This is a genomic window from Kaistia granuli DSM 23481, assembly GCF_000380505.1.
GTDB lineage: Bacteria > Pseudomonadota > Alphaproteobacteria > Rhizobiales > Kaistiaceae > Kaistia > Kaistia granuli.
On sequence record NZ_AQYH01000010.1, the window covers coordinates 179,407 to 198,010 of the forward strand.

An 18,604-nucleotide genomic window follows, 5' to 3' on the forward strand; every position below is an offset into this window, starting at 1 on the left:
GAGAGACATGGTGACGTCCGCGAAGCCGGCTCTTCTCGAGGCGGTGGGCATCTCGAAGTCGTTCGGGCCCGTCGAGGTATTGGGGGACATCAACCTGTCCCTCGTGCCCGGCGAGGTCCACGCCATCATCGGCGAGAACGGCGCCGGAAAATCCACCCTGATGAAGATCCTCGCCGGCCATCTGCCGCCGACGAAGGGGGAACTGAGAATGGACGGGCAGCCGGTCGTCATGGCCGGCCCCGTCGACGCCGAGCATCGTGGCATCGTCCTGGTGCATCAGGAAATCCTGCTCGCGCCTGATCTGACCGTGGCGCAGAACATCTATCTCGGCCGCGAGATTCGCAAGGGACTGACGCTCGACGACAAGGCGATGAACAAAGGCGCTGCGGAAGCCGTGCGCGCGCTCGGCATCGACATCGATCCGACGACCGTCGTCGGCAGGCTTTCGATCGCCCGGCGCCAGCTGGTGCAGATCGCCCGCGCGCTGCTGGTGCCGCACCGGGTCGTCATCTTCGACGAGCCGACCGCCTCGCTGACGCTGACCGAGACCGACGCGCTGCTGCGCGTCATCCTCGACATCAAGAAGAAGGGCGCCGCCGTCCTCTACATCTCGCACCGCCTGCCGGAGGTGAAGGAGATCGCCGACCGCGTCACGGTGCTGCGCGACGGCAAGCTGATCACCACCCGTCCGGCCGAAGGGCTGGAAGCGGTCGACATGGCGCGTCTGATGGTCGGCCGCGACGTCGCCAAGCTCTATCCCGACCGCGTCGCCACGACGGCGCCGGACTTTGCGTTGGAAGTCGAGAGCATGAATGTGCCCGGCTATGCGCAGGACGCCTCGTTCAAGCTGCGGCAGGGCGAGATTCTCGGCTTCGCCGGGCTGGTCGGTGCCGGCCGCACGGAATTGCTCGAAGGCGCGGTCGGCCTCCGCCCGGCGCATGGCAAGGTCAAGCTGAACGGCAAGCCGGTGAATTTCGTTACGGTCCGCGACAGCATGCGCGCCGGCATCGTCTATCTGAGCGAGGACCGGAAGGGGAAGGGCCTGCTGCTCGCCCAGAACCTCGGCATCAACCTGACGCTCGCCGCCCTTGGCCAGTTCCTGCGCGGCATGTTGATCGATCGCCGCAAGGAAGCGAAGGCGCTCGATGGCGCGATCACGGAATTCGACATCCGCACGCGCAACAAGGATCTGCTCGCCGGACAGCTTTCCGGCGGCAACCAGCAGAAGCTGCTGCTCGCCAAGATGATGCTGCTCGACCCGAAGATCGTCATCATCGACGAGCCGACGCGCGGCATCGACATCGGCACCAAGGAACAGATCTACAAATTCATCGCGGAGCTCGCGCAGAGCGGAAAATCGGTCATCGTCATCTCGTCCGAGATGCAGGAAGTGATCGGCATCTGCGACCGCATCCTCGTCATGCGCAACGGGCGCATCGTCGGCGAGGTGGCGGGCGAGCGCATGACCGAGGACGAAATCGTCGTGCTTGCAACGGGTGTGACATCGAGGGAGGCCGCCTCGATGGCGGAACACGCATGACCGATACCACGGCCACCAAATCCGCCGCCCGCCGATCGCTCGGCGATATTGATCTGCGTGCCGTCGCGCCCTTCGTGGCGCTGGCCTTCCTTCTGGTGCTGGGCGCGCTGGTGAACCCGAACTTCCTCGGCGTCGACAATCTGCTCAACGTTCTGACGCGCAGCGCCTTCATCGCCATCATCGCGGTCGGCGCCACCTTCGTCATCTCGGCCGGCGGCCTCGACCTGTCGGTCGGCGCGATGTCGGCCTTCGTCGCCGGCGTCATGATCCTGTTCATGAATACCGGCGTCATCGGCGGCGATATCGCCATGCTGGCGGTTGCGATGCTACTGGCGGTCGGAGTCGGCGCGCTGTGCGGCCTCGCCAACGGCGCCATCACCACGGTCGGAAGGATCGAGCCCTTCATCGTCACGCTCGGCACGATGGGCATCTTCCGCGCGCTGACGATCTACCTCGCCGAGGGCGGCTCGATCGCCATGAAGGCGCCGGATCTGCGCGCCGCGTACCGGCCGATCTATTTCGGCAGTGTGTTCGGCGTGCCGATCCCGATCCTCGTCATCCTCGCAGTGGCGCTGATCGGCGCCTTCCTGCTCTACCGCACCGCCTTCGGCCGCCACGTCATCGCCGTCGGTTCCAACGAGGATGTGGCGCGTTATTCCGGTATCCCGGTCAACCGGGTGCGGACGCTCACCTATGTCATCCAGGGTGTCTGCGTCGCCATCGCGGTCCTCGTCTACGTGCCGCGGCTGGGCGCCGCCACGCCGACGACGGGCCTGCTCTGGGAACTGCAGGCGATCACCGCGGTCGTCATCGGCGGCACCGCGCTCAAGGGCGGCGTCGGCCGGATCTGGGGCACGATCTGCGGCGCCCTCATTCTCGAAGTGGTCGGCAACATCATGGTGCTGTCCAACTTCGTCAGCGAATACCTCATCGGAGCCGTTCAGGGCGCGATCATCATCATCGCGATGCTGGTCCAGCGCTCGCTCGTTCGGAAGCGTTGAGGCGGAAAGGGAGGAGTTAATCCTCCGGGTTGCACTGGTTCAAAAGGGAGAGAGAAATGCGGAAACTTCTACTCGGATCGGTCGCGGCGGGCCTGATGCTCGTCGCCGGCCTCGCCCAGGCGCAGGAAACGAAGACCATCGCTGTCTCCATTCCGGCGGCCGACCATGGCTGGACCGGCGGCGTCGTCTACCACGCCCAGGAGCAGGCCAAGCGCCTCGAGCAGCGCTATCCGGGCCTCAAGGTCATCGTCAAGACGTCGCCGGACGGCGCGTCGCAGGCCAACGCCCTGCAGGACCTGACCACGCAGGGCATCGACGCGCTGGTCACCCTGCCGCACAATTCCGACGAGCTGACCGACCCGATCCGTCAGGTCAAGGAAAAGGGCGTGTTCATCACGGTCGTCGACCGTGCGCTGACCGATAACTCCGTCGCCGACCTCTATGTCGCCGGCAACAACCCGGCGCTCGGCCGCGTCGCCGGCGAGTACATCAAGGAAAAACTGAACGGCAAGGGTAACGTCGTCGTCATCCGCGGCCTGCCGATCGTCATCGACGAAGAGCGCAACAAGGGCTTCGACGAGGGCATCGCCGGCAGCGAGATCAAGGTTCTCGATCGCCAGTTCGGCAATTGGAGCCGCGACGACGCGTTCAAGGTCATGCAGGACTACCTGGCCAAGTTCCCGCAGATCGACGCGGTCTGGACCCAGGACGACGACATGGCCGTCGGCGTCCTCGAAGCCATCAGCCAGGCCAAGCGCGAGGACATCCAGTTCGTCATCGCCGGCGCCGGCATGAAGGACATGATCAAGAAGGTCATGGACGGCGACAAGATGATCCCGGTCGACATCCTCTATCCGCCTGCGATGGTCGCCGTCGCGATGGATCTGACGGCCGCCGGTCTCTACGACCACCTGCCGGTCCGCGGCAACTACATCCTCGACGCCACGCTGGTGACGAAGGAAAACGCCAAGGATTTCTACTACCCCGACTCGCCGTTCTGATCGGATCGGTTCGTCCGGACGTTCTGGCCCTCTCCCGCGCCGCGGGGGAGGGCTTTTTGTTGGGTTGACGGGCCTATCACCCAACCTCCCCGTCATCCCGACCCGGGATCCATCCAGCCGCGACATGGGGAAGCTCGCGCTGCCAGCACTTCGGCCGCTTGGATCCCCGTCTTCTCGGGGACGACGGCCTGAGGGGCGGGAGATGACGGAGGTTTGTCTGCCAATGTCGGCCCCCCGCCTAAAGCGGCAGCAGATCCGTGTTCTTGACCTCTTCCATCACGGCGTAGGTGTGCGTCTCGCGCACGCCGGGGAGCGACAGCAGGCTGTTGGATAAGAAGGCGCGGTAGGCGTTCATGTCGCTGACGCGTGCCTTGATCAGATAGTCGAAGCCGCCCGCCACCATGTGGCACTCCATCACCTCCGATGCGCGGCGGACGGCGATCGCGAAATGCTCGAAAACGTCAGGCGTCGTGCGGTCGAGCTTCACTTCCACGAACACCAGCAGGCCGAGGTCCAGCTTCTCCGCCGAAAGCCGCGCGTGATAGCCCTCTATATAGCCCTCGCGGGTCAGGCGCTTGACGCGGTCGGCTGTCGCGGTCGGTGACAAATTGACCTTGGCGGCGAGCTCCAGCGTGGTGATGCGGCCATCCGCCTGCAGGGCCTTCAGGATGGCGCGGTCGATGCGGTCCATGCGGTTTGGGTCTCTCTCGAATGAATGCGGTCAGTCGGATGGCAGGGTCGCCAGGAAGTCGAGGACCTCGGCGTTGAAGAGGTGAGGCCGCTGCAGCGGCGCGAAATGGGTGACGCCTTCGACGAGGCGGAGGCGCGCGCGCGGCAGGGTCCGGGCCAGATACTCGGCATGCTCGGTCTTGATGAATTCGTCCTTCGGGCTCTGCAGGACGAGGACCGGCGCGTCGATCTCGGCGAGATCCTTGGCGCTATAGTTGGGCTGCGCGCCTTGCATGGTCGAGACTGCTTCCGAAAAGGCCTTGAAGGCGTCGGGCGTCACGGAAAGCGCCGCATAGTCCGCGACATGGCGGCTGAAGCAATTGTCGATCACTGGCGTCGGCACGAAAGGCTTGGTGCCGCTCGCATCGACGTTGCAGGCGAAGAAGAGCAGCCCGGACACTCGTTCTGGATGGCTGCGCGCCAATACGAGCCCGGTGCAGGCGCCGTCGCTCCAGCCGACAATCGCCGCCTTCGGAATTTCCAGCTCGTCCATCACCGCGCCGACATCGGCGGCCAGGAGGTCATAGGAGTAGGGCTGTCCGTCGCGCGTGCTGCGGCCATGGCCGCGGCTGTCGATGACGGTGACGGCATAGCCGGCCTTGACCAGCGCCGGCACCTGGTAGCCCCAGTTGCCGCCGTGCCCGAGCCCGCCATGCAGCAGGATCACCGGCTCGCCGCTGCCGAACTGCGCGTACCAGATGCGGGCGCCACGATGCGCCACATAGGCCTGCCGGCCGGTCAGCGGCAGTGACGGCGCGCCCTCTGCTGCGAACCGGGCGAGATCATCGTCGGTCATTGTCATCGGAGCATCCATCGGCTTGTGTCGAGAGGGATAGTGAAAATCACGCCAAAGGTGACCCTGGCCGAGATAATCACGGTTTGGGCTGGCATCAAACCCCAAAGCAGCGCTCATGGAGGCGATAGAGTGCGGCAAACGCCATCCCGGAGCTTTCCATGCCGACCGCCGCCTTTGAACCCTTCCGCGCCCCCTACGCCGGCGACGACGCCTCGCTGATCCGCCATGCGATCCGTGGCGCCATGCTCGACGCCAGCGCCGAGACACGCATCGACCGGCGCGCCACCGCCTTCATCGAGGCGATCCGTGGCCAGTCTGGCGCCGTCGGCGGCATCGAGGATTTCTTGCGCGAGTTCGGGCTTTCCACCCGCGAGGGGCTGGCGCTGATGGTGCTGGCCGAGGCGCTGCTGCGCGTGCCGGACTCCGCGACACAGGACCGCCTGATCGAGGACAAGCTCGGCGGCGCCGACTGGAGCGAGCACAGCGGCAAGGCGGAGGGTTGGTTCGTCTCCGCGTCGACCTGGGCACTCGGCCTCTCAGCCCGCATCGTGACGCCGACGGACAGCGCCGACGGCATCATCGCCGGCCTCGTCAAGCGCGTTGGCACGCCGACGGTTCGTACCGCGACACGCCAGGCGATGCGCTTCCTCGGCTATCATTTCGTGCTCGGCCAGACGATCCAGGACGGGCTGAAGCGGGCGAAGACGCTGGAAAAGCAAGGTTTCCGCTATTCCTACGACATGCTGGGCGAGGGCGCCCGCACCGCGGAGGATGCCGAACGCTATTTCGCGAGCTATGCCATGGCGATCGACGCCATCGGCAAGGGCGCCGGCAAGAAGGCGCTGCCGGACCGGCCGGGCATCTCCGTCAAGCTCTCGGCGCTGCATCCACGCTACGAGGCCACCAACCACACCCGTGTCATGGCGGAGCTGGTGCCACAGCTGGTCAAGCTGGCGGCGCAGGCCAAGAGCTACGACCTGAACTTCACCGTCGACGCCGAGGAGGCCGACCGGCTGGAGCTGTCGCTCGACGTCATCGCGGCGGCGCTCGCCGATCCCTCGCTCGCCGGCTGGGACGGCTTTGGTCTCGCCATCCAAGCCTATCAGAAGCGCGCCGCCGGGGTCATCGACTGGATCGGCGAACTGGCAAAAGCGCTCGACCGCAAGATGATGGTCCGCCTCGTCAAAGGCGCCTACTGGGATACGGAGATCAAGCGGGCGCAGGAGCGCGGGCTTGACGACTATCCCGTCTTCACCCGCAAGGCGGCGACGGACCAGAACTATCTGTTCTGCGCGCGAAAGCTGCTGGATCTGCGGCCGCGTATCTTCCCGCAATTCGCCACCCATAATGCGCTGACGGTCGCCACCATCCTGGAGATGGCCGGCGAGGCGACAGGCTTCGAGCTGCAGCGGCTGCACGGAATGGGCGAGGCGCTGCACAAGGCGGTGCATGAGAGTGTGCCGACGGTCTCGACTCGCATCTACGCGCCCGTCGGCGGCCACCGCGACCTGCTCGCCTATCTCGTCCGCCGCCTGCTCGAAAACGGCGCGAACTCCTCGTTTGTCGCGGTCGTCGGCGACCGGTCGGTGCCGATCGCCAGCCTGCTGGTCCGGCCCGACACGACGCTGGAAGGCGGCGCTCGCGCCCGCAACCGCAACTTGCCCCTGCCGGCGGATCTCTATGGCGAGAGCCGGCGCAACTCGGCCGGGCTCGAATTCGGCCATGCCGCGACTTTGGCGGCGCTGGTCGAGGGCATGAAAGCGGAGGACGGCACGGCGCTGGTCGCCAAGCCGGTGGTGGCGGTGCCGCTCGAAGACGGCCAGCCGCAGCCGGTGCTGAGCCCCGTCGATGGCAGGACGGTGGTTGGTTCGGTCGTTTCCTTGCCGGAGGACGCGGTCGACGCGGTCATGCAGGCGGGGCAGGCAGGTTTTCGCGCCTGGCAAGCGACCCCGGTCGAGGATCGTGCAGCCGCGCTGGAGCGGATGGCGGATCTGCTGGAGGCAAACCGCGACCGGCTGATGAGCCTGCTCGCCCGCGAGGCCGGCAAGACGCTGGCGGACGGCCTGTCGGAAGTACGCGAAGCGACGGATTTCTGCCGTTTCTACGCCGCCGAAGCGCGCCGGCATTTCGGCCAGTCGGTCCGGATGCCGGGCCCGACCGGCGAGCGCAACGAGTTGCAATATCGCGGTCGCGGCGTCTTCGTCGCCATCTCGCCGTGGAACTTCCCGCTCGCGATCTTCCTCGGCCAGGTGACGGCGGCGCTCGCGGCCGGCAATGCGGTCGTCGCCAAGCCGGCCGAGCAGACGCCTGTCATCGCCTTCGAGGCGATCCGGCTGCTGCACGAGGCGGGCGTGCCCGTCGCCGCCTGCCAGCTCGCCCTCGGGGACGGCCGGATCGGCGCCCGACTTGTTAGCCATCCGTTAACCGCGGGCGTCGCCTTCACCGGCTCGACCGAGACGGCCTGGTCGATCAACCGTTCGCTCGCCGCGAAGCAGGGGCCGATCGTGCCGCTGATCGCCGAGACGGGTGGTCTGAACGCCATGATCGTCGACGCGACCGCCCTGCCGGAGCAGGTGACCGACGACGTCGTCGCCTCCGCCTTCCGCTCGGCCGGCCAGCGCTGCTCGGCGCTGCGCATCCTCTATCTGCAGGAAGACGTCGCCGATCGCATGCTGGAGATGATCACTGGCGCCGCTGCCGAACTCAAGGTAGGCGATCCGCGCGATCCGAAGACCGATCTCGGCCCGGTGATCGATGCCGAGGCGAAGGGCAATCTCGACCGCCACCTCGCCGCGATGCGGAAGACGGAGACGGTTCGCTTCGAGGGCAGGGTGCCCAACGCCGGCACCTATGTCGCGCCTGCCATCGTCGAGCTCAGGGAGGCAAAGACGCTCGATCGCGAGGTGTTCGGCCCGATCCTGCATGTCGTGCGCTGGAAGGCGAAGGAGCTCGACACGGTGATCGCTTCCGTCGCCGCGACCGGCTACGGCCTGACGCTCGGCATCCACAGCCGCATCGACGAGACGGTCGACGCCATCGTCGAGAAGCTCGCCGTCGGCAATGTCTATGTGAACCGCAACGTCATCGGCGCGGTGGTCGGCACCCAGCCCTTCGGCGGCTCCGGCCTCTCCGGCACCGGCCCGAAGGCGGGCGGCCCCAACTACCTGCTTCGGTTCGCCGAGGAGCAGGTGATTTCGGTCAACACGGCGGCGGCCGGCGGCAACGCCTCGCTGATGGCGATGGGGGACGGCTAGCCATTCCAGACTGCTGGAATGGGGCTCTGGCCGTTGCCATGCCGGGGTGTTTTTGCGGATGTGGCGAGGCGGTGCGGCTGCTATGATTGAGGTGACGTAGGGCGTCCCCTCGTTTCGAGGGGGCGCGTTGTGCCCCGCGTGTCTTCTGCTATAAGCACGCGGCCGCCGGCAGGTGCGGTGAATGAGATGACCATTTCATGGCTTTGAATGCTCAGGGGTCCGACACCGGGACCGCTCATCCGGGTGCGGACACCGCAGCGCCCGGAACGGCCGCCGAAGAGAACGGTGGCGGCAACGGCGTACCCCATGTCGGCTTCTTCACGCTCGCCCTCGGTTCGGTCGGTGTCGTCTATGGCGATATCGGCACCAGCGTCATCTACGCGCTGCGCGAGGCGCTGCACGCGGCCGAGAAGGCCCATGGAACGCTCGCGCGCGAGGAGGTGATCGGCGTCATCTCGCTGATCATCTGGACGCTGACCATCATCGTCACGCTGAAGTATGTCGTCATCCTGCTGCGCGCCGACAACAATGGCGAGGGCGGCACGCTGTCGCTGATGGCGCTGGCGCTCCGGGCGACGGGGCGATCCGCGCCGATCATCTTCGTGCTCGGGGTCGCCGGCGCGGCGCTGTTCTACGGCGATGCGGTGATCACGCCGGCGATCTCTGTGCTGTCGGCGGTGGAGGGCCTGACGCTCGTCACGCCCGCCTTCGACGGCTACGTCATCCCGATTACCATCGTCATCATCGCCGCGCTGTTCCTCGTGCAGCGCTACGGCACGGCCAAGGTCGCTGCCTGGTTCGGACCGATTACCGCGCTCTGGTTCGTCGTGATGACGGTCGGCGGCTTCCTGCACATCGCCGACGATCCCGGCATCTTCGCCGCCTTCAATCCGTACAACGCGGTCAGCTATGTCGTGACGCACGGCCATACCAGCCTGCTCGTCATCGGCGCCGCCTTCCTGTCGGTGACCGGCGCCGAGGCGCTCTATGCCGATCTCGGCCATTTCGGCCGTAAGCCGATCCAGGCCACCTGGCTCGCCTTCGTGTTTCCCGCGCTGACCGCCAATTATCTGGGGCAGGGCGCGCTGGTTCTCGCCAATCCCGAGGCGATCAAGAACCCGTTCTACCTGCTGTTCCCGGAGTGGGCGCTGCTGCCGGTGGTGCTGCTCGCCACGCTGGCGACCGTCATCGCCTCGCAGGCCGTCATCACCGGCGCCTTCTCGATGACCCGCCAGGCGATCCAGCTGAAGCTGCTGCCGCGCATGGAGATCGAACATACGTCCGAGACGCATGTCGGCCAGATCTACATGCCGCAGGTCAATTCGATCCTAATGGTCGCCGTGCTGCTGCTGGTTATCATGTTCGGCTCGTCCAGCAAGCTCGCCACCGCCTACGGCATCTCGGTCACCGCTGAAATGGTGATCACGGCCTGCCTGGCCTTCATCGTGGTGTGGCGCTTCTGGCGCTGGCCGCTCTGGGTTTCGGTCCTGCTGATCGCCCCCTTCCTGCTGATCGACCTGATCTTCCTCGGCGCCAATCTGCTCAAGATCACCGAAGGCGGCTGGCTGCCGATCGTCTTCGCGCTCACCATCATGTTCATCATGCGGACCTGGGTGCGGGGCACCAAGATCCTGTTCGAGAAGAGCCGGCGCGCCGACGTGCCGCTCAGCGATCTCGTCAAGAATCTCGAGAAGAGCAGCGTGGTGCGTGTTCCCGGCACGGCGGTGTTCCTGACCAGCGATCCGGAGACGGCGCCGTCCTCGCTGCTGCACAGCCTCAAGCACTATCGCGTCCTGCATCAGAAGAACGTGCTGCTCACGGTCGTCACCAGCAATACGCCGCGTATCGACGAGGCCGACCGCGTGCGGATCGAGCCGATCAACGACAGCTTCACGCGGATCTTCATGACCTTCGGCTACATGGAGACGCCGAACGTGCCGAAGGCGCTCGGCCTCTGCCGCAAGCAGGGCTGGAAGTATGACATCATGTCGACGTCGTTCTTCCTGTCGCGCCGCTCGATCAAGCCGGCGAGCCACCATTTGTTCGCCCGCATGCAGGACAAGCTGTTCATCAAGCTGGCGATCAACGCGAGCGACGCGACGGAGTATTTCCATATTCCGACTGGCCGCGTCGTCGAGATCGGCACGCAGATGTCGATCTGACGCTGCCAAATCCGAGTATAGACAGCGCCCGCCCCGAAAGAGGCGGGCGTTGTTGTTTGGGGACGCATTCCCGGCAACCAAGGACTTTGTCGCACTAGCCTCCTGAAGCATCGGCTGAATAGATCCCGGATCTCCGCTTCGCCGCGTCCGGGATGATGGCGAGGGATAGGGCGAGGCCGACGGGAGGGTTGCCGGAGATCGCTCCCTCGGCTAGAGCCCGTCGCCTAGGATCTGGCTAGTTGGATGGGGCCCCATGGCAACGCTTCACTTGATGGTGGGCCTTCCGGGCAGCGGCAAGACGACCTTGGCGCGCAAGCTCGAGGTCGAGCACTCGGCGCTTCGCCTCACTGTCGATGAATGGCACGTTCGGCTGTTCGGAATGGACGTCCACGACGACAGCGACGATGCCGAATTCGCGGAGCACAACGCCCGGCATGCGACCGTCGAAGCGCTTCTGTGGGAGACGGCGGCGCGCGTCCTGACGCTGGGCGTCGATGTGATCCTGGATTTCGGTTTCTGGAGCCGAAGCGAGCGGGACGAGTTTCGAGCGAAAGCTAGCGACCTCGGCGCGGGCTTCCGGATTCACTATGGCGATGCGTCGCAAGAGGTGCTGCTGGAGCGCATCCGGGCCAGGAATGCCGAGCTTCCGCCCGGCACGTTTCATATCCCCGAGAATCGGTTCGTGGAGTGGATGCGTCTGTTCGAGCCGCCGAGCCCGGACGAGTTCACGCCCTAGCGGCTGGATCTGGCATGGTCCAACCCCATCGCGCCATCAGGCTGGCGATCAATTCGAGCGACGCGACGGAGTATTTCCATTTTCCGACCGGCCGCGTCGTCGAGATCGGCACGCAGATGTCGTTCTGATCCGACAGGGCTTCGCTTCGAAGTCCCGCTTGTCAGCCATGGAAAAGGCCGCCGCGAGACATTCTCGGGCGGCCTGTTAATTGGCTCGGTTGGAGGCGCGGCGTCCGGCATAGCGAATGTCGGACATGGGTGGATTACTGCCTGTCGGCTCCTGGTTAAGCATCCAACCTCAGTGTCGTAGCCACGGTGTTGCCGCACAGCGCGAATCGGCGCTTAGTGAAGAACAAAACAGAAACGAACTTGGAGATTGCGCGTTGACCGCTACCAAAGCCGCCATTGCTAGGTTGGAGGGAATCACTGTGCTCGCAGAGGACGTAGCGAAGCTCGCTACCTTCTATCGTGACGCGCTCGGCCTTCGCGTTGACGTCACGGAGCAGAACTACGTCGCCTTTGGAGGCGAAGGCATCCGCCTTGCCATCTTCTCTAGGATCGGCATGAGCCCCAATACGCACGATCACCCTGATTACCGCACGCCGTTCACTGGCCAGGCCTTCGAGCTGAATTTCGAATGTGCATCGACGGACGATGTCAACGAACGGTTTAGCCACATCGTGGCGAATGGCGGGCGATCCATCGCCGCCCCCACGAAGAAGCACTGGGGACACTATGCCGGCTTCTTTGCCGATCCGGAGGGCAACATCCACAGCCTCTTCGCCGTTCTAGCTGAGTAGGGGTTCGTCCTGCACAGGGTAGCCGTTGCAGCAATGTGTCGAACCGCTCCAGAACAATGACGGCTTTCAAGAAAAGGCGATGCCACCCCGAAATGTCCGAAAGGGGGTCGTGGGCGGACCTATTGCTTGGCGGCGCCTCCCATGGCCGTCAGAGGTCTCCGACCGGCGGGAACCGACGCTCAGTCGGCCGGGGCTTCGGCCGCCTGTTTGCGGCTCGGGCGGAGCAGAAAGACCAGCAGCGCCAGGAAGCCGACGGCGACCGAGACCGGCAACGCTTCCGCGCCGAACAGGTCCATGAGGAAGCCGATCGGCGTCGAGCCGATGACGGAGCCGGCCGAATAGGCCATGGCGAAGCCGGTCGAGACGACGGCGAGCCGCTGGCCGCGGAAATCCTGGCCGATCAGGACGATGCCGAGCGTATAGAGGCCCGACACGGTGCCGCCGGCGAGGAAGACGACGGGCTCGAGCAGGAACGCCTGGTTCATCACGAACGGGAAGGCGAGGGTGCTTACCACCGCCAGCACGGCGCAGCCGATCAGCGTCAGCCGCCGGCCATGCCGGTCGGCGAACCAGCCCAGCGCCACGATCAGCACCGCCTCGCCGAGGCTGAAGATGGCGACCAGGCGCGAGGCGCCGGCGTCGGTCAGCCCGTGCGCCAGGCCGTAGAGCGGCAGCAGGCTCTGCATCGCCGTCTCGCCGATGCCGGTCAGGAAAGCGGCGGCGATCAGGCTGCCGGCCAGCGTCAGCGACATCCTGAGCGTATGGACGTCGCCGCTCTCCTCCTCGTCCTCGACGTCACCGACGGCCGAGCGGATCGAGAGCGCCACGGCAACGCCGATGGCGAGCGGGATCATGGCGACGATCAGCGGCAGGCTGCCGGTCGAGCCGGTGCCGCTCAGCAGCAGGGGACCCATGAACTGGCAGGCGGCGTAAAGCGTGCCGGAGGCGCCGACGATGCGGCCGCGATTGCGGTCGTCGACGACGCCGTTCAGCCAGATCTCGGTCGTCGTCCACAGCGCCGAGAAGCAGGTGCCCATGACGAAGCGGGCGACGAACCAGACGGCGATGTTGTCGAAGGCGAAGATGGCGGCGAACGAGGCAAGCGACAGCGCGAACTGCGCCGCCACCAGCAGGCGCAGCCCCATCCGGTCGATGAGCCAGGGCACGAACGGGCCGAAGATCAGGATGCCGGCGCCGGCGATCGAGGCGTTGAGGCCGATCAGCCAGGTGGCGATGCCCTTCTTTTCGAGCGCGAGCGAGAAGAACGGATAGGAATAGCCGAACAGCAACGCCTCGATGCCGATCAGCAGCAAGACGCCCGCGACGCGCCAGTACCGGGTTCGCGCCGCGGTCGGTCTCGTGTCTCTCGATTGCATCAGATCTCGCAGAGCGGCTCGGGGCACCAGCAGCGAATGCCCTGGGGAACCAGGTCGAAGGTCCGGTAGTCGGCGGTCAGTTCCTCGCCGACGGCGATATCGCGATCGGCAAAGACGTAAAGCTGGTCCTCCACCCGTGTGTTCGGATGGCAGGAATGGTTGAGGAAGTCGATGCCGGCTGGCTCTTCCACCGGCAGCAGGCAGAGCAGCTTGCGGCCGATCAGCTTCAGATGGACGGACTGCCGCCACCAGTAGTCGTCGAGCTCGCTCTGCTTGTCGAGGTCGATCAGCATCGCCTTGCCGTCGAAGAAGCCGAGCAGCGTGTCCTTCGGGATGGTGGCCTTGGCATGGATGGTCTGGTGATCGTCGCTGATCGCCCGGACCTCGATGACTTCATCGTTCGTGTAGCTCATGCGGTCACTTCCTGAAGTCGAAAGCTGGGATACCGCCGGACTGTCCGTCACGGCTTGCCTGATAGCGTTGACCGTCGAATAGCGCAGCGAGCCAGCGCTCGCAAAGGCGGTGAGCATAGACCACCGGCATTTCGTGGTCATGCGGCTCCTTCGCCAGCTCGGCGAAGACCGGGTCGTTGTGGGGCGCCGTCCAGTATTGCTGGTCGTCGGAGAGATGCACGGAGCGCTCCGCCGTCGCCGACACCTTCTGGTAGCCCTGGATCGTGTTGATCGACATCTTCTGCCACGCGGCGGCGCATTTGTGCAGCAGCCGTTCCAGCTCGCGCCGCTCGCGCACCTCGTGCGGGGCGCAGTGGAAGTGACGCTGGCACAGGTCGCGCACCAGCATCGCGAAGGCGAAGGCGTCGGAGGTGGTGTTGATCGCGAGGAACGGGGTACTGAGCGCCGGATCGTAGAGCGGATCGGCGACGGCGGCGGCATGGGGGCAGAAGGCGACGGGGAAGAACTCGTAGATCGTCGGAATGCCGGTGACAGGGCAGACGACGTCGAACGGGATCGCCACCGTCTGGCTGTTGACCAGGGCGCCGGCGCTGTCGGCATGGCCGGCATCGACCATGATCTGGGCGAGCAGGCGCAGTTCGTCCTCCGAGTTTGAGAAGCTCAACGGGGTGGCGACGATCGCCAGGAAACCGGTCTTCCGGTACTCCTCGACATCCTGCCGGAAGGTGTTCAGCGCCTCGGAGAACTGGTAGCCGTTGCGGACATGCGCGACCGTATAGCGGCCAAGCTGAAACTCCCGCTTGCCGGCGGAACAGCGAAGGTCTGCCTGCAACCAGTCGTCAAACTCGTTGTTTGACGGTACTTTGGGATGAAATGGGCAGCCGACGGCGACCGAAGACGCCATCCCAGCCGAATCATCATCCGGTGGGAAGTTCATATTGCCCCCGCAACGCTACCCAGACTTTACTTGGACGTGATTGGTTTGAAATTGGAGGCAAATTCGAAGCAAAGTCAACCATATTATAGCTGAGTCTACTGTTCTCTTTCATGCGAAGGCCTCCGTCCGCGCCGGTCGAAAGAGGGCTTCGAACTGCCGTTTGGAATCGCTCATTCCCAGCTGCCCCTGCTCGGTGCGGTCCGTACCCCAGCTATCACTAAAATCGTCGGGAACCGGTTAAGGCCGCATAAAAGGCTGATGCGTAGGGTAGCGCGTCGAAGAAAAGAGATGGACACGACGTATGTCTCACCCAATCGCCGGGCGAATTACATTCAATCTTGTAGCCGGCATTGTCGTCACGATCGTGACTGTCATCTCGGGCGTCGCATGGATGGCTTATCGCCAGAACGATCAGGCCGCCGAGCAGACACGCACCATGGTGATGGGTGGCGTCGACGCGATGCATACGCGGGTCCAGGGCCTGGCCAACGACTATTCCTGGTGGGAAGAGGCCTATGATGCCTACGGCCGGTCCGACAAGGAGTGGATCGAGGCGAATATCGGCACCGGCATCATCGATACCCAGATCGCCGACTTCCTGGCGATCATCTCGCCCGAGCACGAGTTGATGTATGGCTGGTGGACGCCGGCCGACGCGCCCAATTCCGAAACGGTGATGTCGCCGAAGCTGATCGAGAAGATCGAGGAGCTGATCCGCACGGCGCCGATCGAGAACAATGCCGCGCGTTCCTCCTATGTCCAGACCTCGGCGGGGACGCTGCTCTTCGCGGTGTCGCGCATCGCGCCGGTGTCGAAGGTCGATACGGTCGACCCAAAGAACCTGCCCGTCCTCGTCATGGGCTTCTATCTGAGCAATCAGCGCCTGTCGGAACTCGGTCGCAGCTTCCTCATCAACGACCTACGCCTGGAGCGCGAGGATGCCGCGCATTCGGCCAAGGACTTCCCCGAGATCCGCGACATTTACGGTAATGTGATCGGCCGCTTCGTCTGGACCCCGCCGACGCCCGGCTTCGCCGTGCTCCGCAACGTGGTGGCGCCGATCGCCGGCGGCTTGCTGGTGTTCTGCCTGATCGCGATGTGGACCGTGCTGAGGGCCCGCCGGCTCGCCCTGTCGCAGGCGCTGAGCGAGCATCAGGCCATCACGGCGGCGCGCACCGACAGCCTGACCGGCCTGACCAATCGCTACGGCTTCAACGAGCTCAGCGACAGCGATCAGTTCGGCGAGGCCTGCGCCAAGGCCGAGGCAGCGATCATCTATCTCGACGTCAACGGCTTCAAGTCGGTCAACGACTCCATCGGCCACCAGGGCGGCGACGAGCTGGTCGGCCTGCTGGCCGAGCGGCTGTCGATGATCCTGCCGCCGGACGCCCGCTTCGCCCGCGTCGGCGGCGATGAATTTGCCGTGGCGCTGACCGGGCGTTCCGCCCCGGCGGCGGTGGCCGGCGTCGCTTCGGCGATGGTGCACGCGCTCGACCAGCCCTTCAGCGTCGCCGGCTTCCAGTTCCAGGTGACGGCGGCGGTTGGCTATGCCGTCTCCGACGGCCAGGACGTCACGCCGGCCGAATTGCTGCGCCGGGCCGACCTTGCCATGTACCAGGCCAAGAACGCGGCCGAGCGCGACGCGGTGCCCTATCATTCGGGGCTCGAGACCGGCGCCTTGCACCGAAAGCGCCTCGGCATCGCGCTGCGCGGCGCCATCGAGGGCGACGAGCTCTCGGTCGCCTACCAGCCGATCGTGCGGGCCAGCGATCTTGCCATCGTTTCCGTCGAAGCGCTGGTGCGCTGGGACTCGAAGGAGTTCGGCCGCGTCTCACCGGCCGAGTTCATCCCGGTCGCCGAGGAGACCGGCGCGATCCATGACATCGGCAAGTTCGTGTTCCAGCGCGCCTGCCAGGACATGATCGAATGGCCCGGCCTGAAGATGTCGATCAACGTCTCGCCGGCCCAGCTGCGCGATCCGAGCTTCGCCAATGATCTCGGCGCCATCGCCCGCCGTCATGACGTCGTGCCCAACCGCTTCAAGCTCGAGCTGACCGAGGGGCTGCTGGTCCGCAACCCGACCATCGCCAAGCGCAAGCTGGCGCGGCTGAAGTCGATGGGCTTCGGCCTGTCGCTCGACGATTTCGGCACCGGCTTCTCGTCGATCGGCTACCTGCGCCAGTTCCCGTTCGACTGGCTGAAGATCGACAAGTCCTTCATCTCGGAACTTGGGACCAATCCGACCGCCAACGCGCTGATCCAGTCGATGATCGCGCTTGGCGACGCCATGGACATCGCCGTCGTCGCCGAGGGCATCGAGACGGTCGAGCAACTGCAGCTGTTGCGCCTGCTGCAGTGCGAGTACGTGCAGGGTTTCCATCTTGCCAAGCCGATGTCGGCGGCCGAGATCACGACGCTGTTGGCCGACCTCGGCGACAGCCGGCGGCTCTTCCCCGATCTGGCGCCGCCGCCCATGCTGGACAAGGAACGGCTGATCAATCTCGTGCGGACCTGAGGCGGCATGACTGGCGTCCGTCGGGACAGCCTGCGATAGTCGTCGCATGACAATGCATCAGAGCGCGCTGCAGGGGACACTATCGGCCGAGGAAGCGCGTCGCGTCGCGCTCGCGGCGCAGGGATTTGGCGGCGGCCGGGACCCGACGCCGTCGCAATGGCGGCGCATCGCCCCCGTCGTGGCGCGCATGGGCCTGCTGCAGATCGATTCCGTCAATGTGCTGGTGCGCTCCCACTACCTGCCGGTCTTCAGTCGGCTCGGCGCCTATTCCCGCGCCGCCCTCGACGAGCGAGCCTTCGCCGGTGGCACCAAGCGGGCGCTGTTCGAATACTGGGCGCACGAGGCCTCGCTGCTGCCGCTGGATTTCCATCCGCTGATGCGGTGGCGGATGAAGCGGGCGGCGGCCGGGATCGGCATCTATGGCGGCATCGTCAAGTTCGCCGCCGACAACCCCGACTATATCCGCGCGGTGATCGCGGAGATCGGCCGGCGCGGTCCGCTTAGCGCCAGCGAACTGGATGATCCGGGCACTCGCAGCGGTCCCTGGTGGGGCTGGCACAAGGGCAAGACGGCGCTCGAATATCTGTTCTGGACCGGCGAGGTGACGACGAGCCACCGGCGCGGCTTCGAGCGGGTCTATGACCTGACGGAGCGCGTCATTCCGGCGGCGATCGGCAGTGTGGCGACGCCCGACGAGGCCGATGCCATCCGCGCCCTGACGCTGGCCGGCGCCCGCGCCCATGGCGTGGCGACCGAGATCGACATCCGCGACTATTTCCGCCTGCCGGTCGCCGAGACCAAACTCGCGCTCGCCGAACTGGTCGAGGCGGGCGACCTCGAGCCCGTGAAGGTCGACGGCTGGAAGCAGCCGGCCTACCTCGCCACCGGCGCCGTGATCCCGAAGCGGCTGGCGCCGACGGCGCTGCTGTCGCCGTTCGATCCGCTGGTCTGGCATCGCCCCCGCACGGAACGGATTTTCGATTTTCACTACCGGCTGGAGTTCTACACGCCGGAGCCGAAGCGCATCTTCGGTTATTTCGTCATGCCGTTCCTGCATCGCGGCCGGCTCGAGGCACGCGTCGACCTGAAGGCGGACCGCGCCGGTGGACGGCTGCGGGTTTTCGGCGTGTTCGCCGAGGCGGGGCTGCGCCGGACGGACGACATGATCGGCGCCCTGGCGCTGGAGTTGCGGCACCTGGCCGACTGGCTGAAATTGCCCGAGATCCGCGTCGAAGCCGAGACGTCGCTGGCCGTGGCGCTGCGCGAAATCCTGTGCAGGGTCGAAAACCGTTCAACAACCATGGATATGCTTCATTCGTCCTTAAGGTCGGAGTGATTGTATGCC

Annotated in this window: 14 protein-coding genes; 9 read left to right on the top strand and 5 right to left on the bottom strand. The window is 65.5% G+C overall.

All coding sequences use genetic code 11. The features are described from left to right. The first annotated feature begins 7 nt into the window (after window positions 1-7). The 3 genes from G342_RS0115990 to G342_RS0116000 are packed head-to-tail and all read left to right on the top strand — an operon-like array spanning window position 8 to window position 3,542. A complete protein-coding gene (locus G342_RS0115990; RefSeq protein ID WP_018184172.1) occupies window positions 8-1,540 on the top strand; it encodes a sugar ABC transporter ATP-binding protein in 1,533 nt (510 codons plus the stop codon). Then, window positions 1,537-2,541, top strand: a complete 1,005-nt coding sequence (locus G342_RS0115995; RefSeq protein WP_018184173.1) for an ABC transporter permease — start codon at window positions 1,537-1,539, stop codon at window positions 2,539-2,541. Before G342_RS0115990 ends, G342_RS0115995 begins: the two co-directional genes overlap by 4 nt. 56 nt (window positions 2,542-2,597) lie before the next feature. Further along, window positions 2,598-3,542 (top strand): ABC transporter substrate-binding protein, encoded by a 945-nt coding sequence (locus G342_RS0116000; RefSeq protein WP_018184174.1) that lies wholly within the window; start codon window positions 2,598-2,600, stop codon window positions 3,540-3,542. Between the two features lie 238 nt (window positions 3,543-3,780). Here the strand turns inward: G342_RS0116000 and G342_RS0116005 are convergent, their stop codons facing one another. Together G342_RS0116005 and G342_RS0116010 are read right to left on the bottom strand one after the other, a co-directional pair. Next, complete coding sequence (locus G342_RS0116005; RefSeq protein ID WP_018184175.1) at window positions 3,781-4,233, bottom strand: Lrp/AsnC ligand binding domain-containing protein; 453 nt, start codon at window positions 4,231-4,233, stop codon at window positions 3,781-3,783. Window positions 4,234-4,263: 30 nt separating this feature from the next. Continuing rightward, entirely contained in the window at window positions 4,264-5,073 is an 810-nt protein-coding gene (locus G342_RS0116010) for an alpha/beta fold hydrolase (protein WP_018184176.1), read from the bottom strand. Window positions 5,074-5,225: 152 nt separating this feature from the next. On the opposite strand from G342_RS0116010, the gene putA reads away from it, so the two are divergent. The 4 genes from putA to G342_RS0116035 all read left to right on the top strand — a co-directional run bounded on the left by putA (window position 5,226) and on the right by G342_RS0116035 (window position 12,018). Beyond that, window positions 5,226-8,321 (top strand): bifunctional proline dehydrogenase/L-glutamate gamma-semialdehyde dehydrogenase PutA, encoded by a 3,096-nt coding sequence (gene putA, locus G342_RS0116015; RefSeq protein ID WP_018184177.1) that lies wholly within the window; start codon window positions 5,226-5,228, stop codon window positions 8,319-8,321. A gap of 197 nt (window positions 8,322-8,518) precedes the next feature. Beyond that, window positions 8,519-10,483, top strand: a complete 1,965-nt coding sequence (locus G342_RS24370; protein WP_018184178.1) for a potassium transporter Kup — start codon at window positions 8,519-8,521, stop codon at window positions 10,481-10,483. 253 nt (window positions 10,484-10,736) lie between these two features. Next, window positions 10,737-11,219 (top strand): P-loop nucleotide/nucleoside kinase family protein, encoded by a 483-nt coding sequence (locus tag G342_RS0116025; RefSeq protein ID WP_026304506.1) that lies wholly within the window; start codon window positions 10,737-10,739, stop codon window positions 11,217-11,219. A gap of 382 nt (window positions 11,220-11,601) precedes the next feature. Beyond that, window positions 11,602-12,018, top strand: coding sequence for a VOC family protein (locus G342_RS0116035; RefSeq protein WP_018184181.1), 417 nt, complete (start codon window positions 11,602-11,604; stop codon window positions 12,016-12,018). Between the two features lie 179 nt (window positions 12,019-12,197). On the opposite strand, the gene G342_RS0116040 is transcribed toward G342_RS0116035, so the two are convergent. From G342_RS0116040 to G342_RS26290, 3 genes are read right to left on the bottom strand one after another with little or no spacing between them, the layout of a single operon-like run. Next, on the bottom strand, window positions 12,198-13,394 hold the full coding sequence (locus G342_RS0116040; RefSeq protein WP_083931246.1) for an MFS transporter: 1,197 nt from the start codon (window positions 13,392-13,394) through the stop codon (window positions 12,198-12,200). Beyond that, complete coding sequence (locus tag G342_RS26285; RefSeq protein ID WP_018184183.1) at window positions 13,394-13,807, bottom strand: SET domain-containing protein-lysine N-methyltransferase; 414 nt, start codon at window positions 13,805-13,807, stop codon at window positions 13,394-13,396. Before G342_RS26285 ends, G342_RS0116040 begins: the two co-directional genes overlap by 1 nt. A gap of 4 nt (window positions 13,808-13,811) precedes the next feature. Continuing rightward, window positions 13,812-14,639 (bottom strand): hypothetical protein, encoded by an 828-nt coding sequence (locus G342_RS26290; protein ID WP_018184184.1) that lies wholly within the window; start codon window positions 14,637-14,639, stop codon window positions 13,812-13,814. Window positions 14,640-15,135: 496 nt separating this feature from the next. Between G342_RS26290 and G342_RS0116055 the strand changes: the two genes are divergently transcribed. Together G342_RS0116055 and G342_RS0116060 are read left to right on the top strand one after the other, a co-directional pair. Beyond that, window positions 15,136-17,259: a bifunctional diguanylate cyclase/phosphodiesterase gene (locus G342_RS0116055; protein WP_018184185.1), complete on the top strand. Its 2,124-nt coding sequence runs from the start codon at window positions 15,136-15,138 to the stop codon at window positions 17,257-17,259. A gap of 46 nt (window positions 17,260-17,305) precedes the next feature. Then, window positions 17,306-18,595 carry a winged helix-turn-helix domain-containing protein gene (locus G342_RS0116060; protein WP_018184186.1) on the top strand — a complete coding sequence of 430 codons (1,290 nt, stop codon included), beginning with the start codon at window positions 17,306-17,308 and terminating at the stop codon, window positions 18,593-18,595. Window positions 18,596-18,604: the final 9 nt, after the last annotated feature.